The organism is Paenibacillus residui, assembly GCF_042677205.1.
GTDB classification, from domain to species: domain Bacteria; phylum Bacillota; class Bacilli; order Paenibacillales; family NBRC-103111; genus Paenibacillus_L; species Paenibacillus_L residui.
On sequence record NZ_JBHTIU010000040.1, the window covers coordinates 1 to 17779 of the forward strand.

Sequence of the window (17779 nt, forward strand, 5' to 3'; positions counted from 1 at the left end):
CCCTCTCCCTTATACGGTTATTATCTATTTTCACTTAAGGGATGTCCACTTTTTATTCTAACTACATTCATACAGTTAGTTTGCTCCTCTGGAGCGAAAAGGCGAAAATTACCTTGAAAATCGGTCTATTTTACCGTCTGCAGGCATCGTTGCAAGCGGAGCGGCACGTCTAACTGTATTTTGTACAGGTAGATTCAAGTGAATGGGCGAAAATGATCAAACTAACTGGAGAAACTACAGTTAAAATGGGCAACTTTGGGCGAAACGGCTGTTTTGGCGCAAACTAACTGTAGGTTTTCCAGTTAGTTTCCATATTTCTTCCGAATATAGATAACTAACTGTATGAAATCCATTTAGTTTTCAAATTTCACACTACCGTCAATCCATCGAAACCATGGTTTTCTATTTGTGTAACACTTATATACAAACTTATGTTTCACCAGTCAAAACACCGATATTAGACTTAGCTTTTTACGCCAATCAGAGAGTAGTTCCAATATTAAAACAGGACCATCCGAATAGATGGCCCTGGATACATTTTATGCAGCTTTAGCTTGAATCAAATAATAAAAGCCCGTCGTCCGGATTCCTTGTTCGCTCGCATGCTTCTCAAATTGGGTAACGATTTGATCATAGCAGGTTTCTCTGACATAGCGGGCAAATGAATCACTCTGGCCGAAGCATACCATAGCAAATATATCTTCAGGAGTCGGAATCCATATGGTCTCCTTCAAAGTAGTTAGTTGAATATCGATCAAGCCGCTAGTTTCCAGCCGCTCCTGGATTCTGTCCAGAGTCGGGGTGCCTAACTCAGGAGGAGAGAATAATCCGGGGAAGCATAACCCCAATTCTCCACCTTCTCCGTTGCCGTCTCCGGGATGGAATAATAGAAGCGTTCCCCCGGACCGAACTACCCGGTTCCCCTCTTTATACCAGCTGGTCGGGCCCTTCTTAGTATAGGCACAGTCGAAATAATCATCTGGAAAAGGAAGCCCGTCATGTGTTCTTCCCGCTACGTACCGGACATTCGGTTTGCGGGTTTGCTCAGCCGTCCGGATAAACCCCTCGGTCATGTCATACCCGACCACTTCTTCAGCCAAATCCGCCCATCGATTAGTATACTCCCCGTGACCGCATCCGACATCCAGAACTTTGCCGTGCAGTACGGAAGATAGCTTATCCGATAGAAAGTCCTCAGCCGCTGTCCCTTCACAAATGCTTCTCCACGTAAACTCATACTTGCCCGTCTTGGCGGCCAATTGATTGCACCAGGCCAAGGTCTGCCCTCGTAAATAGTCCGGATGCTGCGTCAGATCAGGAAACATAGTTTGGCACCCCCAACATCAGATTTGCCGGCCGGCACGATTAAGAATACGGGATATTTTGCTAAATGTGTAGACTTATAATGATCCGGAAATTATAATACTATTATAGGGAACCGGGATAGGTACCCTCTGCTTAAAATCACCCAAAAAAACCAAAAGACACTGTGACAGTGTCTTTTTTTGTTGCCACTTCTGCTTCGAATGCCGCAAAACAATCCCTTTTACGCGTACTGTAAGGTAAACCAGGCCTTTATTCCCGATTCGAGTTTATGGATCAACAGGCTTCAAATTCCCGCTATTATCAGTAACTGATGGTGCTGCGTAAGGCGGCATAGGCTGCCAACTTCGTTCAAATAAAGCAATTTCACCCATTTGTCACAACAGCAAGTGGATATTTATGTAAGAATAGAGGAGATTGAGAATTGAAATCTTCCGGCATAGGGGATGACTAAATGCGGCCAACCATATATAAAAAGCGATATCCAAACCTCTTTCAAACGAATGTTTGGGGCCAGGCTATCTCACAGTTTGATGTAGATTTACCTCCGGAACCGTTAATAAGCAACGTAAATATCGTACCCTTCCTTGATGATGAGAAGTGCATTTTAATCCGGTTAGACAATGGCAATTGGGAAATGCCCGGGGAAACCCTGGAACCGGATGAGCATTATCAATCGGCATTAATGCGCGAGCTTATGGAAGAAGCCGGAGCCAGACTGGTGTCCCCCTTTATCGTTTTCGGAGCATGGAGATTCGTTTCTTCTACGGCCCGACCATATAGACCCCATTTACCGCATCCCATTTACTATCGAGCGGTGGGGTACGGTGACGTTGAACTTGTGTCCGCCCCCTTGATCCCGGAGGATGGAGAAATGGTCGTTGCCGTTGAAGCCATGACGCTGCAGGAAGCCAAACAACAGTTTATGAAATCTGGAAGAGCGGATTTAGCGGAACTCTATGAGCTTGCATACGATTTGCGAAATAGAAAGGTCAATGAAGATCCGATTGGCTGAACCCCGCACACTTTATTTTCCGCTGGAGGACCAGTGTGCAGGGCGAGTGAGCGACTTGGGCAGCCTGGTACTGGCATCTCCCTTCGCTGAATTAAGCTGGGGCTGGGTGAGAAATATACTGCCGGTAAGGTCAGCCCCTCTTAGATCGGCATCCCGAAAATCGGCTCCGATCAAGTCGGCGCCTCTCAAGTCAGCGCCACGGAGGTCCGCCGCTATCAGGTAGGCACCCCTCAAGTTGGCCCCCCTTAGGTCGGCTCCTTTCAGCTTGGCTCCGATCAAGTCAGCACCCCGGCCGTACGTCTTCCGGCGGCTGGCAGAGCCCTTCTGCGATCGGATAGCCTCCGCCCGCACCAGCTCGCTGGTCCGAAGCAGGAGGTCATTCACCTTGGCCCGATGTGCCGCGATGTCCAATTCCATGATGGAGCCGGAATCCAGGTCGGTGAGTCGTTCGGTCTCTCCGAGAGCTTTCGCAAGCTCCCCATGAATCGGACTTGCCGACGGTAACGTCAGGGCTTCGTTCAGATACCAAAGCAGCTCATGGAGCTGCCGCATGATCGGAAACACCTCGAACATGAGCTTCGCGGACTCCGGGGCTCCCCGCCAGTCTCGCCCGCCGAACGTTATCTGAGATACCTTCTGCCCGGCGCCGAAGCAGTCATAAACCGTGCAGCCCCTAAAGCCCCTCTGTCTCAGGCTGTCGTGGATACCGCAGCGGTAATCGGATTGCAGATTCGGACAGGGGCACCCGGCATCCTTATCGATTGCGAAGTCAGCCGATGCTGCATAAGGCAGCGCAACGCAGCACAAGCCGAAGCAGTTCTCGCAATCGCCCTGCAGACTCAGGCTGCTCTTATTGGGAGTCGATGATGATTTTTCATGATTATCTGACATGGTGCGGTTTCCTCCCCTCTTGAATCTATTCCATCCTTTAACTATCTGATCTTAACGCATGTTTCCTGCTTCATCGGGGATACTTTTCGAATAATAATGAATTTTTACAGAAGTCTATGTTATTACTGAACGAGGTCTCCGTCAATTCTTTTTCCATAATGTTACTCGCTCCAAACTATTTTCACTGGTTCGATCACACGGAATAGAAACGGGACATCGTTTAAGTATTCTCTTATGTATGCTTGGGCGTAAGGTTGTTCATCCAATAAATTCGATGTTTCTCCCGGATCGGGGGCATGGTGGCAGTAATTCTCGATCATGAACATGATGAAGAAGCATTGCAGATGCCGAACGTAGTCCGTTTCCAGCTTTCTTATGCTCTCGTAGCCTTGGATAAACGTCCGCCGCTGTCTAGGATGAAGCTCTAATAACGCTCCTGCCATATCATAGAGATAATACCCGTAACCACAACTTCCGAAATCAATCGGATGGGGGCGTCCCTCGTTGAAAACAATATTGCCCGAATGCAGATCCGCATGAATAAGTCCATAGTTGTGGTCATTACGGTGCATTTCCGCCAGTTCGGTTACAATCTTCTCAAATGCAGCTTGGTAAGACTTCCAGGCTTCAGCCGATAAAAAACACGAATTATACCGTTCCAGCTTGGCCATTTCCCGTCTGAAGCTATCCGCTCCCCATTGGGGCCGGACAAAATCAGGAGGCGGAACGAAGCCTGCAGCCGTTTCGTGCAGTCTGCCCATCATCACACCCATGCTATAAACAAGATCGTCCGTCAATTCCCCGTTAACATGTTCCCCTTCTACCCACCGCGTCATCGTGACATGAAGAGGCTGTACTCCCTCTTCCGCGCTAATCTCCAACACATAAGAGCCGTCGCGGCATGCCAGCCCTTCCGGTACGTTCAGATCAGCCGCTTTATTCAAAGCCTCGAGCAGAGTAAGCTCCGAACGAATTTCTTCTTTGCCGAGTCGATTTGAATGAATGCGAAGCAAATAAATCTGCTCTGTACTCGTCTTAATTTTGTAGGTTATCGTGTCAGACAACTGAATAAATTGAATTCGGTCCCATTCCAAGTCATATTGCAGCAGTGCCGTTAAAGCAACCTTCCTCGCTTTGGCTAGCAGAGACCTTCTGTTCTCCTCTGTGTCATACCAAACGACGTCATTCATATGCCGACCTCCATAAATATATTTTACCGGACCTATTGTCTGATTGTGTCTATTGTATAGAATGGACCTGTGTGAAGAAAATAGGAAGAAGCTTTATAGTGAAAAAATCCGTCGTTCAGCCACGCATATAAACTTTAAGGGCACCGGTAAAGGCGCCCCTAAGCTATTATTATAGGTTATTTACCCGGATACTTATCGCTCAGTCCAGATAACCATGCAGATTTATCATATCTGGCTTGGGCGGGCCATGCTGCCGGTTCTGCTCAGCAAGAAAAACCTCTAAAACCAAATGGTCTTAGAGCTGGACTACGACAACCTTACTTGTTGTATCTCTTTCTTATTTCATCCAGCTTAGCGCGAAGCTCCTCTTCTAAATCATAGTCAAAGAAGTTGGCCAGCTTACAAAGATAAGCAAGGCAATCCGCCAGCTCCTTGCCCAAATTTTCTCTGATTTCTTGTTTCGCCTGGGAATAAGCTTCATTTATCTCCATCCCGGTTTCGGCAAGGTCTCTTGTTCTATACATCATCTTGCGAAATTCTTCGGCTACTTCGGCTACCTCGGTTGTCAGCAGCATATGGATATATAGAAGAAATTCTTTGCTGGACTGATAGTCATGCTTGTCAACCGGCGCCCATCCCATTTCCTCCTGGAAGGTTTGATACATATCTTGGACCGCTTTCATTTTGGCCACCCTTTCGTTCATATTTCATCATTCTGCTATTATATAACACTGTTGGAACAATAGGGATAGGAATCCATAGTCTCCGGCCCGACCGACCCTTCAATTAAACTAATTTCAACCCGCCTATAATTTAAGCTTATTTTTTAGTAGTTCCATTTCCATGGTTACCGTTTTTATTAAATGTTCATGATAACATCCCCAAGTCCTTCCGCATATCATCCCTAATCTTCTTACCCCTATCCATAATGCCCAGAGGTCGATTTCCAATAGATCATAATATGAGAGGGAGGTGACTGCATCATACCTCTTCGCTAACGAATCGAAGCCATAATAACGCTGGCCATCATGCAATTTGAAATGCCCCAAATCATATAAAGGACTGCTTCCTTGAATCTCTCCGAAGTCAATGATCCCCGTGTATTTCCCGGCTTGCTGGAAAATGTGCGAATCATCGAAATCCCCGTGAACCAAATGGGCTTCGTGCCCGGACATCAATTCCATTCCGGAATTTATAATATCTGTGATCTGAGAGGTCTCTACCTTACTGAAAACCTTCTGTGACAGTAAAAATAAATCCTCTTCCAAGTAGGGACAGATGTAATCCTGCAATGTTTTTTTCTCACCTCGTAAAGAGTTGCCGTATTGCTCCTGGTCTCTTATTATCCAACCGAAGCCATCGACCTTGACCTGATGGATAACCGCAATCTGTTGCCCGGCTTGGTAAAGAATGTCCTCATATTCGCCATTGGAAATACAATCCTCTACGCTTGAACCAGGGATTTCTTTAACGAGCATCACCGACATCCCCAAAACTTCATTATGGTGTTCAAAATGGATGACCTCCGGAACCTGAACCCCCATTCGTCTTACTAACGAATGTACATGTACTTCCACGCCTAAGCTCCTCTCTTGTTCCGGAAGAACCCGAAGATACAAGGTCTCCTCACCTAATCGGATACGATAGACATAAGTGGAGACTCCGCTTAGGACCCTTTCTATTTTAAAGGCTGTAGAATTAAGATATTCTCCTACTATTTGAGCTGCTAAATCCAGACTAGGAGCATCTTTTTTGATCAAATGGCCCGTCCTCCCCAATGTATATTTATCATTACCGATAATCATATACGAAACCTATTTAGCTAATCATCGGACAGTTTTGTTATAGCTGATCATTATCGGCAGCATTCGTTGGTCCCGACAGGGATCGGCTAAAATGGATTTTATACAGTTAGTTTGCTTCCTCGGGGCTAAAAATTAAAACTTAATGGAAAAACTCCATTTATTTTGGACAAAAAGGGCGTTATCAGTAAAAAACCTCGATTCTAAGTGTAGTTTTTCCAGTTAGCCATCTCACTTTACGACGTTTGCTTCAATCTACCTACATAAAATACAGTTAGATCGCTTCCTTCCAGGCGAAAATGCAGTCATGTCCCCCCTGCTATGCCGCTGAATCGGCACCACGCCAGCATCACCGATAGGCTCCCTACTAAAGTAATGTCCACCAGCCTTCCCGGCAAACAATGACAAAACTCCCGAAAGCCTGATATAATGCTTGGTATATTTCCCCCTATAAAAATAAAAGGTGAACCGAATGCTTTCATTTACCAGATTGACTAAATGCAAACCCCCTATTCCGTAATTTCTTTCCAAGCTAATTGAGATTTTTGAATGATAGGGGGAATAGCTGTGGAAAGAAAAATCTCAACACCATCCTTATTGCTGTTAATTGTCCTTGTTGGTTTTCCGCAAATTAGCGAAACGATTTACACTCCATCACTACCGGATATAGCCGATCATCTGCATGCCAGCAGCAACGTGATCCAATTGACGCTCAGTATTTACTTCCTGGGTTTCGCCTTGGGCGTATTTTGCTGGGGAAGGCTGTCTGATTCCATAGGGCGGCGGCCCGCTTTGCTCTGGGGAATCCTGGTTTATGGAGCAGGAAGCCTGGGCTGCACCTTGTCGGACTCGGCGGAATGGCTGTTGGCCAGCCGATTTCTACAAGCTTTTGGCGCCAGCACCGGTTCCGTGGTGACCCAAACGATTCTGCGGGAAAGTATCGACGGAGCCCGACGCCATGCGGTCTTTGCCCAAATTTCTGCAGCCCTTGCCTTCACTCCGGCCATCGGGCCATTAATTGGAGGATGGATCGACCAAGGGTTTGGATTCAGGGCAGTGTTCATCGTTCTTGTTGTGATGAGCGGGGCCATCTTTATCTACACGTTTGTTTCTCTGCCGGAGACCAAAGTTACCGCGGCTACAAAGATTCATACCCTTGCGGTAGCTAAGCGTCTCGTTGCGGATCGCAGAATATGGGCTTTTGGTTTTCTCATAGGCGCGACCAACGGAATCCTGTTCAGCTACTATGCCGAGGCGCCGTTTATTTTTATTGAATTTTTTCAGATGAAGCCCGGCCTGTTTGGATTTTTGGGCATTTTCGTGGCCATGGCTTCCATATTCGGTGCAATGCTGTCGAAAAAACTGCTAACCCGGCTCCAAGCGGAGCGAATCATCCTTATCGGCTCCATGGTTACCACCCTGGGGGCGGCATGTCTTATGGGTCTCGCTCTTTGCAAAATGGCCCCTTCCATGCCCTTCCTCGCTTTAATGGATGCCTGCATCTTTATTCTCCTGCTGGGGATCGGAATGGCTATTCCCAACTGTCTAAGCTTGGCGCTCATCCATTATAAGGATGTACTGGGTACAGCCGGGGCCATTTTCGGATTGGGTTACTACCTTGTTGTCAGCCTGATTACGAGCGGCATGAGTTATCTTCATAATGGTTCATTATTAACGATGCCGATGTATTTTCTCGTGTTGGCGGTAATTATGGCCCTTGTAAGTCATAGGTTGGCAAGCCATGAACGAAGGTATGAACCGTTCTCGGGGACGTAAGAGGCACGATAATAAATAGAATGCCGGCATAATCTGCGAAGTCATGCGCGAGCAAGCTGGCCGAAGCTTAAATGAGGCTGCCGATCGTTTTTCCACGGCAGCCTCGTTATTTGGTCATGGAACTCTAATTTTTAATTATGGCCCACCCATTATAACGGTCGCGGGGGCATCCGTGAACATTTACATATCCATGTGAAAAAAATACCGCCTCACCAAATTGAAGGATTAATCAATATTTATGTCGAATGTCTTCGGTATGATGCGAATATTCAATAAAATTACTCAAAGATTTGCATATATATCGATTGTTATACTCTTTCTCGGTGCACTCTTCGGACTGCGCTGGACGTGGTCCGGGCTTTTTGACGCATCGGAGAACCCGCGCCCCGTCGGCGGCTTACTTGATCTGCGGGGGATAGATTTGGATAATTCCCCTTCTTTCTATTTGGATGGCGAATGGCAGTTCTACCCCGGCCAATTTCTGTCTCATCAGGATATACCGTCAGCGGACAACCAGTTCCTTCCTATTCAGGTTCCGGGAGACTGGGGAAGCGTACAGAATAACGATTCCGGTTCCTCGTACGGATATGGAACCTACCGGCTGCGCATTCTAATCGATCCGCTGCAACAGCCCGTCGCGTTCTGGCTTCGGGGAATTCAAGCCTCATCCGCCGTCGAAATAAACGAGCAGGTGGAGGCCGAAATCGGCAAGCTAGCCACTGACGCTAAGGACTATCTGCCCTGGAATGTCTCCTACACGGCCTCTTACTCTGTGGAAGGCACAACGGAGATTGATGTGCTTATTCGGGTGGCTAACTTTGACGATCCATACAACGGCGGTATCCTGCATTCCGTCTTGTTCGGCTCCCAGGCTTCGATTGATTACTTGCGATGGTATTCTATCGGCTTTCAGCTAGTGACTTTTGTTATTTTAGCGCTTCACGGTTTGTATGCTTGTATTCTCTATTTATTCAATCGTCAAGAACGGGCTCTTCTCATTACAAGCCTGTTAACGCTGTCCGTCGGGACAGCTATTCTGGTTGGTCATGATAACATACTGCTGCTATGGCTGCCGATCAATTACACATGGGCGGTAAAGATCAAACTAATCTCCCTCCTATGGCAAAACCTGTTTATTCTTCTTTTCAGAAGATTTCATGCGAATTCGCTGGGAAATGTTTGGCTGCGCGCATACACTGCGGCCCTTGTCGTCCTGTCAGGATTCATGGCGGCTGCACCGGTCTCATGGGTATATGGAATCGTTGAATTAAACATTTTCACCGTTATTTACTTAACTCCATTTGCCTGGTTTATTTATATTGTCGGCACAATGATTTTCAAAGAGCAGGCCGACAAGGACATCGTTTTCTTGCTGTTAACCGCAGCAGGGATTATCACCAGCTTGGCATGGAGCTTGGTGGATTATGTTAAAAACATTACCGCTGTCTATTATCCAATCGATATCATAGCGGCGATTACCGGTTTTTCCGCTTATTGGTTTAAGAAATATATCCGCAACTCCCGGGAGAACGCCTTGCTAAACGAGCAGTTGAGAAAAACCGACAAGCTGAAGGACCAATTTCTTGCCAATACTTCACATGAACTGAGAACGCCGCTGCACGGGATTATAAATATCGCGCAAACCGTTGTCACGAAAGAGAAGCACCAAATGAATGAAAGCAGCGTTAAAGATATGGAGCTGCTTATAACGATAAGCCGCCGCATGTCCCATATGCTCGGCGAGCTTCTGGATGTGGCGCGGCTTCGGGAGCACCGCATTGTGCTGCAGCAGGAGCCATTGCGGATTCAATCGGTCGTACCGGGCGTTATCGCCATGCTGAAATTCATGACGGAAGGCAAGCCTATCCAACTGCGTATGGATATCCCGAATCCATGCCGCCGGTCATGGCCGATGAGAAGAGGCTTGTGCAGATTCTGTATAACTTATTGCATAACGCCGTCAAATACACGGAGGAAGGGACCATCTCCGTTTCCGCTGAATCGCGGGACAAGCGTGCCGTCATTCATGTGTCCGACACCGGGGTCGGTATGAACAAAGAGACTCAGGCGCATATATTTCTCCCTTATGAACAAGGGGCGTATGGAATTAGTGACGGAAGAGGCTTGGGACTGGGGTTAAGCATTTGCAAGCAGTTGGTCGAGCTTCATGGCGGCCAAATTACCGTTCGCTCCGAGCCGGGTAAAGGGTCCATATTCAGTTTTGACCTGCCGCTAACTTCCGTGTCAAATCTCCCCTTGCCGCAAGATTCTCTTGCTCTTCACGAGATGACGGAGGGAGCCGCAGCCGGTACCGCCGGATTCATTGTTCCGAATGGAGCCCTGGACGAATGGGCTGCCACCGTCCGGGTTCCACCGCTGCTGAGTGAGGGGAAAGTGAATATTCTTGCTGTGGATGATGACCCTGTCAATCTGAACGTACTCGTTGGAATTCTTTCGACCGAGCCCTACAATATAACGACAGCCCACTCAGCCCGGGAGGCGCTGGATTTGCTGGGAACCCGGCAATGGGATCTATTGATTGCCGATGTCATGATGCCGCATATGTCAGGCTACGAATTGACGCAGAAGGTAAGAGAGCACTACTCCGTATCCGAGCTGCCGATTTTGCTACTGACCGCGCGCAGTCAGCCTGCCGACATCTACACCGGATTCTCGTCGGGAGCCAACGATTATGTGACGAAGCCTGTAGACGCTCTGGAACTCAAATACCGAATCCGGGCCTTGATCACGCTCAAGCAATCGATCAACGAGCGTCTGCGCATGGAGGCTGCCTATCTGCAGGCGCAGATCCACCCTCATTTTCTGTTCAACACGCTCAATTCGCTCATGGCGTTAAGCGACATTGATGCAGAGAAGATGCGCAGGCTGGGCGATGCATTCGCGTCCTTCTTACGGATTAGCTTCGATTATCTTAATACGGGCGAATTGGTTGAGCTTTCCCATGAACTGGAGCTGGTCGAAGCCTATTTATATATTGAGAAAGAACGGTTCGGGGATAGACTGTCCGTCGTCTGGGAGCTGGAGCATGACATCAGCTTGCTTCTGCCGCCCCTTTCCATTCAGCCGTTAGTCGAGAATGCCGTCAGACACGGCATCCTGAGCCGAAATCAAGGCGGTACGGTCCATGTCCGGATTGCCCGCCAAGACGACGGTACCCTTATTGAAGTTAAGGATAACGGCAAAGGGATGGAGCAGGACAAGATCAATGAACTGCTCAATCCGTCTATGAAGGGGAAGAGTGGAATCGGGATCTCCAATACCAATAGACGATTGATTCAATTGTACGGCGAAGGGCTGATGATAGTCAGCCGGCCGAATAAGGGGACCTCGATATCGTTCGTCATTCCGAACAGCCGTAATAAGAGGAGCATTTAACAGAATAAGACGCATGACCCCAAGACAAGCAAAGGATCTTTGAATCCGGCCGTTTTTCCAGAATAGAACGAAAGACGCTCAATTTACCTGCACAATTGCTTTTATAACCATGCGTCGCGCGTGTTTAGCCCAAAAAAAGGACCTACACTTCCGCTTCGGCAGTAACTACTTCGCTGCTCTAATAGCCCCACGTATAAAATTTCGGGCGCCCTGGAATGGGCGCCCGTTATTGTAATATAACCGCTTTATAACAAGCTTTCAGGTACCGCAAAAAGTGCGGTAAGGATGGGGGGACGGCGCAGGCGGCGCTGCATACTCAGCCTGTTCGGGGGAGTGCTTATAGGGGTCCGACAGAACATCGAGCAGACGCTCCATCACGCTGTAGTCTCCTTCCTCCACCGCCGCTTCCAACGCCTCTTCCACCCGGTGGTTGCGGGGAATGACCGCGGGATTGCTGCTTCGCATCAGCTGGCGCGAGGAGTCCTCGGATTCCTGCTGCCGGCCCAGTCTCGCCTGCCACCGCTCATGCCATGGATCAAAATCCGCGCTGCAGGAAAGGCCCGTATCCTCCAGCTTACCGAAAGTTAAGGCACGGAAGGTATTCGTGTAATCCGCACCATTCTTCTGCATCATGCCAAGAAGGTCTTCAATCAGGGCTTGATCCTCCGGCTCTTCGTTAAAGAGGCCCAGCTTCGCCCTCATTCCTGCGAGCCAGTTCCGGCGAAACTGTCCGGTAAAAGCCGATATCTCATCCTGAGCCAATTTCACCGCTTCATCCTCGTCCTCATGCAGCAGAGGCAGCAAAGCTTCGGCAAATCTGGCCAGATTCCAAGCCGCTATATACGGTTGATTGCCATAGGCATATCGGCCCTGAGTATCAATAGAGCTGAACACCGTTGCAGGGTCATAGGTATCCATGAAGGCACAAGGCCCATAATCTATCGTTTCTCCGCTGAGGGCCATGTTATCCGTGTTCATCACCCCATGAATAAAACCAACGAGCTGCCATTGGGCAATCAGCTCTGCTTGCCGCTTAATCACTTCCTGCAGCAGAAATAAATAGCGATTCGGAACAGCATCGCCAACCGGAAAATGCCTCTGCAAAGTATAATCCGCAAGGGCTTGGAGATCTTGGACGGTGCCCCATCTCGACACGTATTGAAAAGTGCCGACGCGAATATGACTGGCAGCCACGCGGGCCAGTACAGCACCCGGCAGCTCCGTTTCACGCAGAATCGTCTCACCAGTTGTGACCACTGCCAAACTGCGGGTGGTCGGAATGCCCAGCGCATGCATGGCTTCGCTGATGATGCATTCACGCAGCATCGGCCCCAATGCCGCACGGCCGTCTCCCCCGCGGGAGTATGGCGTCATACCTGAACCTTTGAGCTGAATATCGAACCGTTCTCCGGAAGGCGTTATTTGCTCGCCAAGCAGCAGAGCCCGTCCGTCCCCCAGCATGGTGAAATGCCCGAATTGATGCCCGGCGTAAGCTTGCGCAAGAGGCTCCGCGCCCTCGGGAATCCTGTTACCGGCAAATACCTCGGCACCCTCTTCGCTTCGCAATGCCTCGGCATTCAAACCAAGAGATGCCGCCAACGGCTCATTGAAAATGACCAGCTCCGGCGAATGTACAGGAGTCGGTTTTTGCCTAGAGAACAACCTTTCCGGCAAACGAGCGTAACTATTATCGAAGTTCCAACCTGTTGTGTTCACTGTCATTGAATCTTCCTTTTCCTTTTGACATTTGATATCTTAATTTACGCTGTAACAGTGAATAATAATCGTGGACATTATAATATTTAAAAAAAACGAACGGGAACGACATGTTCCATTTGTACGATTTGAAATCAACCTATGCCATCGGGAATCTCAAAGTTTATTCCTTTCCATAAGCAATCGTTTAATTTCTTGAATGTCTCTCTTTAACTCCTGATTTTCTGTATACAACCGGTCTATCTGTTCCTTGCGAATGACATCGTCCTCTTGACTCAAATAGCTCAATATAACGGCAACGACAAGGTTTAATATGACCAAGGCGCCGATAATGATAAATGAAATAAAATAAGTCCAGGCCCACGGAATCTCATTAATAACCGGCCTGGCCACCTGACTTGCCCACGATTCGAAGGTCACAACTTGCATCAAGGTGAACAGGGATGTATGAAAACTGCCAAAAAACTCGTAGGGAAGCACATCTCTAAAAAAAGTCGTTCCTATAATGGCGTAAATCGAAAAAATCAACAAGGTCAGCCCCAGAATGCCTGTTAGAGCCGGTATCGATTTGATTAAGGAGTCTATAATTTTGCGCATTGCGGGAATCGCCGGAATCATTCTTATCAAACGCAATACCCTGATAAGCCTCAACACACTTACGAAAGGCGTCGAGTAAAATATCAGGCTTCCTGCGACAATAGTAAAATCAAACAGGTTCCACCTGTCGGAAAAATACCGCTTGATACCAAGACCTATGAGTTTAAGCAGCATTTCGATCACAAAAATCCAAACAATGATTTTATCCAAGATCATCGATAGACGATTTCCGGTATAATACGTCTCCGTAATGATAATAAGGCCGTTCAATACGATGATGCCTATTATAGTCAGCTGAAACCACCTATGCTCTACGAGTTGTCTGATGATTGTCTTGAGTGATCCTGCATTAGTACTCGTTCTTTCATGATTGTTTGCCATGCGCGTCGACCACGTTCCCCTTCCGTCCATTTGCAATTTTATTTAACTGCCTTCTTCCTTTGCTGGTGAATCGTGCTGTTTCCCTTTAACCCTTACATGTTCCCTTGAAACTCCTTCTTCTTCACTCTAATCTTCTTAAGCAGTTAAATGCGGATAACGATGAGTCACCACTCCCTCCATTCCAGCGTTAAATCGTGACCTTCCTGAATCTCCAATATATGTGTTACACAAATAGAAAATCAATTACTTTGAGGATGAAGATGATCTAACTGTATTTTATGCAGGTAAATTCAAGCTAATGGTGGAAAGTGATTAAAGTAAATGGAAAAACTACATTTAGAATCCGGGCTTTTTGCCAAAATCGCCTTTTTTGTACAAACTAGCTGTAGTATTTCCACTTAGTTTCCGTCTTTCGCGCCAGAGATGCAAACTAACTGTATGAAATCCAGTTAGACGCGCCATTCCGTTTACACGGCACCAGCAGTAAATGAAAATAGACGGATTTTCAAAGTAGATCGCTTCTGTGAACTTGAAGTGAGGACCGCCATTTAATGCGACGAAATGCCCCCTTCCAGTTGAATCGCAGATTTCCATCCTTATCCACAATATTGGTCTGTACTGCATCAATCTCTACGAATTTTTGCTATTGCCATCGGCCTAATAAACTAATTCTGCATTTATACCTAATCTCCTTTCAAGCCTTGAACATGACACGTGTCATATTTAACTCTTTACAGGTGTGAATGTTCCCTCTCTCTTATCCTAGCTACAATAAAATTACGCTAATTCAAAGAGAAAGAGTGAAGGATATGGAACAACGTGGAGAAAGAATCCGCCTGCTGGACATCCTGCGAGGGTTTGCCATTCTGGGAACCTTGGGGACGAACATCTGGATATTCGCACATTTGGGAGATCTGGCTTATCTGACAACGTTCGATCATTCGGGTTGGTGGGGAGCCGACGATCTGATCCGGATGATCGTGTTATTCCTTGTGAACGGCAAGCTGCTGGGCTTGTTGACGATCATGTTTGGAGTGGGACTGGAACTAAAATATCGGCAGGCGATGCGCAAAGGGAAAGCCTGGCCGGGAGTCTACCTCTGGGTATCCTTGTTATTATTCATGGAAGGCTTGCTTCATTTCATCCTGGTGATAGAGTATGACATCTTGATGAGCTACGGCTTGACGGCCATGATTGCAGCCTTCATCGTCAAAGGCGGCGACCGTCTGATCTCCATAACGATGAAGGTGATCGGAAGCATCCACGCTGTCTGCATCCTGGGGATACTGCTGATTGGCCTGGTAGATGCCAATATGTCCTTGGGCAGTTTTGTCGAAGTGACCGCCCTGTACAAAGACGGCACCTGGGTAGAGCAAATCCAGTACCGGCTGTCCAATTTTCTTGTGCTAAGACTGGAAACCATCTTCGTCATTCCCATGAATCTATTCTTATTTCTGCTCGGTGTCCGCTTCATGCGATCGGGGGTCTTCTCCCAGGATGAGAACGGCCGAAAACTGCGCGGCAAGCTGCTAAAAATAGGACTGTATATCGGCTTGCCCTTGAACCTGCTGATTTTTGTCCCGGGAGGCGCATTTGATTTGCCTGTCCGCTATTTATTTGCCCCCTTGCTTTCAATTGGATATATAGCAGCCATAGCGAAGATGGTACAATATAGGAAATGGGATGGGCTGTGGCGCCGTCTTGAAAATGCCGGAAAAATGTCTTTAAGCTGTTATGTCATGCAAAATATAATCTCTTCCATTCTTTTCTATGGCTGGGGCTTGGCCCTTGGCGGCAAGCTGAATTCCCTGACAATTATTGCGATCTGGTTCGGCATTTCCCTGTTCCAGATATGGTTTGCATCCGTATGGCTTCGCGTCTTCAGGCTCGGGCCTATGGAGACGGTCCGCAAACATGCGGCAGGAATCTTCGAGCCCAGATAACGCAACTGGAGGCTGTTGATGATCAGTAAGCTCTATCCGAGAGATCAAATCAAGAGTTATTTGATAATAGATGTGGTCTCGATCGTATTTTTGTTTTATATCGTCTTGAGTTCGGATTCCGCTCCGAGTCTCTCGGGAAGCCTCATTCTTCTGACGGCCTTCCTCGCTTCATTCTATATCGGGCTCTGGTTTCGGGACCGGTATCTTCTGGCTGCGGTTCTGGCCGGCATTGCCACTCTAACTCTGATCGGAATGTATATCGGTCCCCGCATCCTGCTGTTCGGGTTTATCTTCGCCGACATGCTTGGAAAGTCGAAGTCTAAGTGGCATATTGCCATTGGAATCGCGGCGATAGCTCTTATGTTTACCATTGTTCCTTTGAAGGAAAATGATGGCCTTGCCTCACTGTGGAGTTCAATCCTGCTTCCGATCATGATTATTCAAATGATCTTTCCGATCATCGTTTATATCATCCGAAAGACAAAAAACCTGCAGGGCAGGCTGGATATAGCAAACCAACAGCTTGAGAAATATGTCCAACAGGAGGAAAGGCAGCGCATAGCGAGAGATCTTCATGATACTCTCGGACAAACTCTAACCATGATTAAATTGAAAAGCGAGCTGGCCGCCAAATGGGTGGATAAGGATCCCCGGCAGGCCAAGGAAGAGCTGAAGGATATTCTGGCTACATCGAGAATCGCCCTGAGACAGGTGAGAGAGCTTGTTTCCGAAATGAAATTCATCTCTCTGGCCAGTGAGTTGGAACATTCCGGGAAGCTGCTCCATACAGCGGGGATTGAGCTTGAAATTGCGGAGCAAGGGAAGCCTCCGCTGTTATCCAGTGTGGAAGAAACGATGATAGCCCTCTCTGTCAGGGAAGCGATGACGAATATTGTCAAGCACAGCCAAGCCAAGCGATGTTCTGTAACGTTGGCAACCGTGGGCCATATTTACTGCGTAAATATAACGGATGACGGGGTCGGTCTAGTGGAAGGGAAACTGGGGAACGGAATTCAATCAATGAAGGAGCGGATGCAGGCTCTTCATGGAACCGTCATGGTGAGCAACTCGCCTCACGGAGGAACGACGATTTCCTTGAAGCTTCCGCTTCATCATCATAGAAAGGGGAACCCGGCATCATGATTCGAGTCGTTATTGCAGAAGACCAGCAAATGCTGCGCGGCGCCTTCGCCTCGTTGTTGAAATTTGAGTCGGACATTGAGGTATTGGCCGAAGTGCCCGATGGGAGGCAGGCCTGGGAAGCGGTTCAGCGGCTTAAACCCGATGTTTGCGTACTGGACATTGAAATGCCTTACGCAAGCGGTCTAGATGTAGCCGAGCAAATAAGAGAGGCGCACCTGCCCTGCAAGATCATGATTGTCACCACTTTCGCCCGGCCAGGCTATTTGCAGAAAGCTATCGATGCCCAAGTGGACGGTTACTTACTAAAGGACGAGCCGATTGATTATCTTATCGAAGCGATCCGCCGGGTCATGAAAGGAGAACGGGTGATCAGCACCGATTTGGCCGCGGCTCTCTTCATGAAAGAGGAAAACCCGCTGAGCGAAAGGGAAATCGAAATGCTGCGACTGACCAAGGAAGGAATGACGACAAGCGAGATCAGCAAGAAGCTGTTCCTGACGAAAGGAACCGTAAGGAACTATTTATCCTCCGCCATTCAGAAGCTTGAAGCCGAATCGAGGCAGCAGGCCGTCAATATTGCCGAGGAGAAAGGATGGCTATAGCGAT

At 47.9% G+C, this 17779-nt stretch carries 14 protein-coding genes; 7 read left to right on the forward strand and 7 right to left on the reverse strand.

The genetic code is table 11. The features are described 5' to 3' along the window. Positions 1 to 539: 539 nt before the first annotated feature. Entirely contained in the window at positions 540 to 1325 is a 786-nt protein-coding gene (locus ACFQ03_RS13525) for a class I SAM-dependent methyltransferase (protein WP_379288716.1), read from the reverse strand. A gap of 452 nt (positions 1326 to 1777) precedes the next feature. On the opposite strand from ACFQ03_RS13525, the gene ACFQ03_RS13530 reads away from it, so the two are divergent. Then, positions 1778 to 2338, forward strand: a complete 561-nt coding sequence (locus ACFQ03_RS13530; RefSeq protein ID WP_379288718.1) for an NUDIX hydrolase — start codon at positions 1778 to 1780, stop codon at positions 2336 to 2338. Between the two features lie 12 nt (positions 2339 to 2350). Here ACFQ03_RS13530 and ACFQ03_RS13535 read toward each other — a convergent pair whose 3' ends face one another. From ACFQ03_RS13535 to ACFQ03_RS13550, 4 genes are all read right to left on the reverse strand, one after another. After that, the gene (locus tag ACFQ03_RS13535) at positions 2351 to 3229 is read right to left on the reverse strand and encodes a pentapeptide repeat-containing protein (protein ID WP_379288720.1); all 879 of its coding nucleotides are present in this window, start codon (positions 3227 to 3229) and stop codon (positions 2351 to 2353) included. A gap of 161 nt (positions 3230 to 3390) precedes the next feature. Further along, a complete protein-coding gene (locus ACFQ03_RS13540; RefSeq protein WP_379288722.1) occupies positions 3391 to 4419 on the reverse strand; it encodes a phosphotransferase enzyme family protein in 1029 nt (342 codons plus the stop codon). A 317-nt stretch (positions 4420 to 4736) separates the two neighbouring features. After that, positions 4737 to 5102, reverse strand: a complete 366-nt coding sequence (locus tag ACFQ03_RS13545) for a hypothetical protein (RefSeq protein WP_379288724.1) — start codon at positions 5100 to 5102, stop codon at positions 4737 to 4739. A gap of 123 nt (positions 5103 to 5225) precedes the next feature. Then, positions 5226 to 6179: a phosphotransferase family protein gene (locus ACFQ03_RS13550; RefSeq protein WP_379288726.1), complete on the reverse strand. Its 954-nt coding sequence runs from the start codon at positions 6177 to 6179 to the stop codon at positions 5226 to 5228. 609 nt (positions 6180 to 6788) lie between these two features. Here ACFQ03_RS13550 and ACFQ03_RS13555 point away from each other — a divergent pair. From ACFQ03_RS13555 to ACFQ03_RS13565, 3 genes are all read left to right on the forward strand, one after another. Then, entirely contained in the window at positions 6789 to 7997 is a 1209-nt protein-coding gene (locus tag ACFQ03_RS13555) for a multidrug effflux MFS transporter (RefSeq protein WP_379288728.1), read from the forward strand. A 238-nt stretch (positions 7998 to 8235) separates the two neighbouring features. Further along, positions 8236 to 10050 (forward strand): sensor histidine kinase, encoded by a 1815-nt coding sequence (locus ACFQ03_RS13560; protein WP_379288730.1) that lies wholly within the window; start codon positions 8236 to 8238, stop codon positions 10048 to 10050. After that, a complete protein-coding gene (locus ACFQ03_RS13565) occupies positions 9945 to 11393 on the forward strand; it encodes an ATP-binding protein (RefSeq protein WP_379288766.1) in 1449 nt (482 codons plus the stop codon). The genes ACFQ03_RS13560 and ACFQ03_RS13565 overlap by 106 nt, the downstream gene beginning before the upstream one ends. 258 nt (positions 11394 to 11651) lie before the next feature. On the opposite strand, the gene ACFQ03_RS13570 is transcribed toward ACFQ03_RS13565, so the two are convergent. Next, a complete protein-coding gene (locus ACFQ03_RS13570) occupies positions 11652 to 13115 on the reverse strand; it encodes a protein adenylyltransferase SelO (RefSeq protein ID WP_379288732.1) in 1464 nt (487 codons plus the stop codon). A gap of 150 nt (positions 13116 to 13265) precedes the next feature. Continuing rightward, positions 13266 to 14087 (reverse strand): ion transporter, encoded by an 822-nt coding sequence (locus ACFQ03_RS13575; RefSeq protein ID WP_379288734.1) that lies wholly within the window; start codon positions 14085 to 14087, stop codon positions 13266 to 13268. An 809-nt stretch (positions 14088 to 14896) separates the two neighbouring features. Between ACFQ03_RS13575 and ACFQ03_RS13580 the strand changes: the two genes are divergently transcribed. Genes ACFQ03_RS13580 through ACFQ03_RS13590 form a run of 3 tightly spaced genes read left to right on the forward strand, consistent with a single transcriptional unit; the run spans position 14897 to position 17775 of the window. After that, positions 14897 to 16030, forward strand: coding sequence for a DUF418 domain-containing protein (locus ACFQ03_RS13580; protein WP_144942013.1), 1134 nt, complete (start codon positions 14897 to 14899; stop codon positions 16028 to 16030). 18 nt (positions 16031 to 16048) lie between these two features. Further along, positions 16049 to 17173 carry a sensor histidine kinase gene (locus ACFQ03_RS13585; RefSeq protein WP_379288736.1) on the forward strand — a complete coding sequence of 375 codons (1125 nt, stop codon included), beginning with the start codon at positions 16049 to 16051 and terminating at the stop codon, positions 17171 to 17173. After that, complete coding sequence (locus tag ACFQ03_RS13590; RefSeq protein ID WP_379288738.1) at positions 17170 to 17775, forward strand: response regulator transcription factor; 606 nt, start codon at positions 17170 to 17172, stop codon at positions 17773 to 17775. Before ACFQ03_RS13585 ends, ACFQ03_RS13590 begins: the two co-directional genes overlap by 4 nt. Positions 17776 to 17779 lie beyond the last annotated feature (4 nt).

Excerpts from the sequence above, each read along its gene's own strand:
- ACFQ03_RS13570 (WP_379288732.1), bottom strand. The coding sequence starts at position 13,115 with ATGACAGTGAACACAACAGGTTGGAACTTCGATAATAGTTACGCTCGT.
- ACFQ03_RS13580 (WP_144942013.1), top strand. The coding sequence starts at position 14,897 with ATGGAACAACGTGGAGAAAGAATCCGCCTGCTGGACATCCTGCGAGGG.
- ACFQ03_RS13540 (WP_379288722.1), bottom strand. The coding sequence starts at position 4,419 with ATGAATGACGTCGTTTGGTATGACACAGAGGAGAACAGAAGGTCTCTG.
- ACFQ03_RS13575 (WP_379288734.1), bottom strand. The coding sequence starts at position 14,087 with ATGGCAAACAATCATGAAAGAACGAGTACTAATGCAGGATCACTCAAG.
- ACFQ03_RS13545 (WP_379288724.1), bottom strand. The coding sequence starts at position 5,102 with ATGAAAGCGGTCCAAGATATGTATCAAACCTTCCAGGAGGAAATGGGA.
- ACFQ03_RS13525 (WP_379288716.1), bottom strand. The coding sequence starts at position 1,325 with ATGTTTCCTGATCTGACGCAGCATCCGGACTATTTACGAGGGCAGACC.
- ACFQ03_RS13535 (WP_379288720.1), bottom strand. The coding sequence starts at position 3,229 with ATGTCAGATAATCATGAAAAATCATCATCGACTCCCAATAAGAGCAGC.
- ACFQ03_RS13585 (WP_379288736.1), top strand. The coding sequence starts at position 16,049 with ATGATCAGTAAGCTCTATCCGAGAGATCAAATCAAGAGTTATTTGATA.
- ACFQ03_RS13560 (WP_379288730.1), top strand. The coding sequence starts at position 8,236 with ATGTCGAATGTCTTCGGTATGATGCGAATATTCAATAAAATTACTCAA.
- ACFQ03_RS13590 (WP_379288738.1), top strand. The coding sequence starts at position 17,170 with ATGATTCGAGTCGTTATTGCAGAAGACCAGCAAATGCTGCGCGGCGCC.
- ACFQ03_RS13530 (WP_379288718.1), top strand. The coding sequence starts at position 1,778 with ATGCGGCCAACCATATATAAAAAGCGATATCCAAACCTCTTTCAAACG.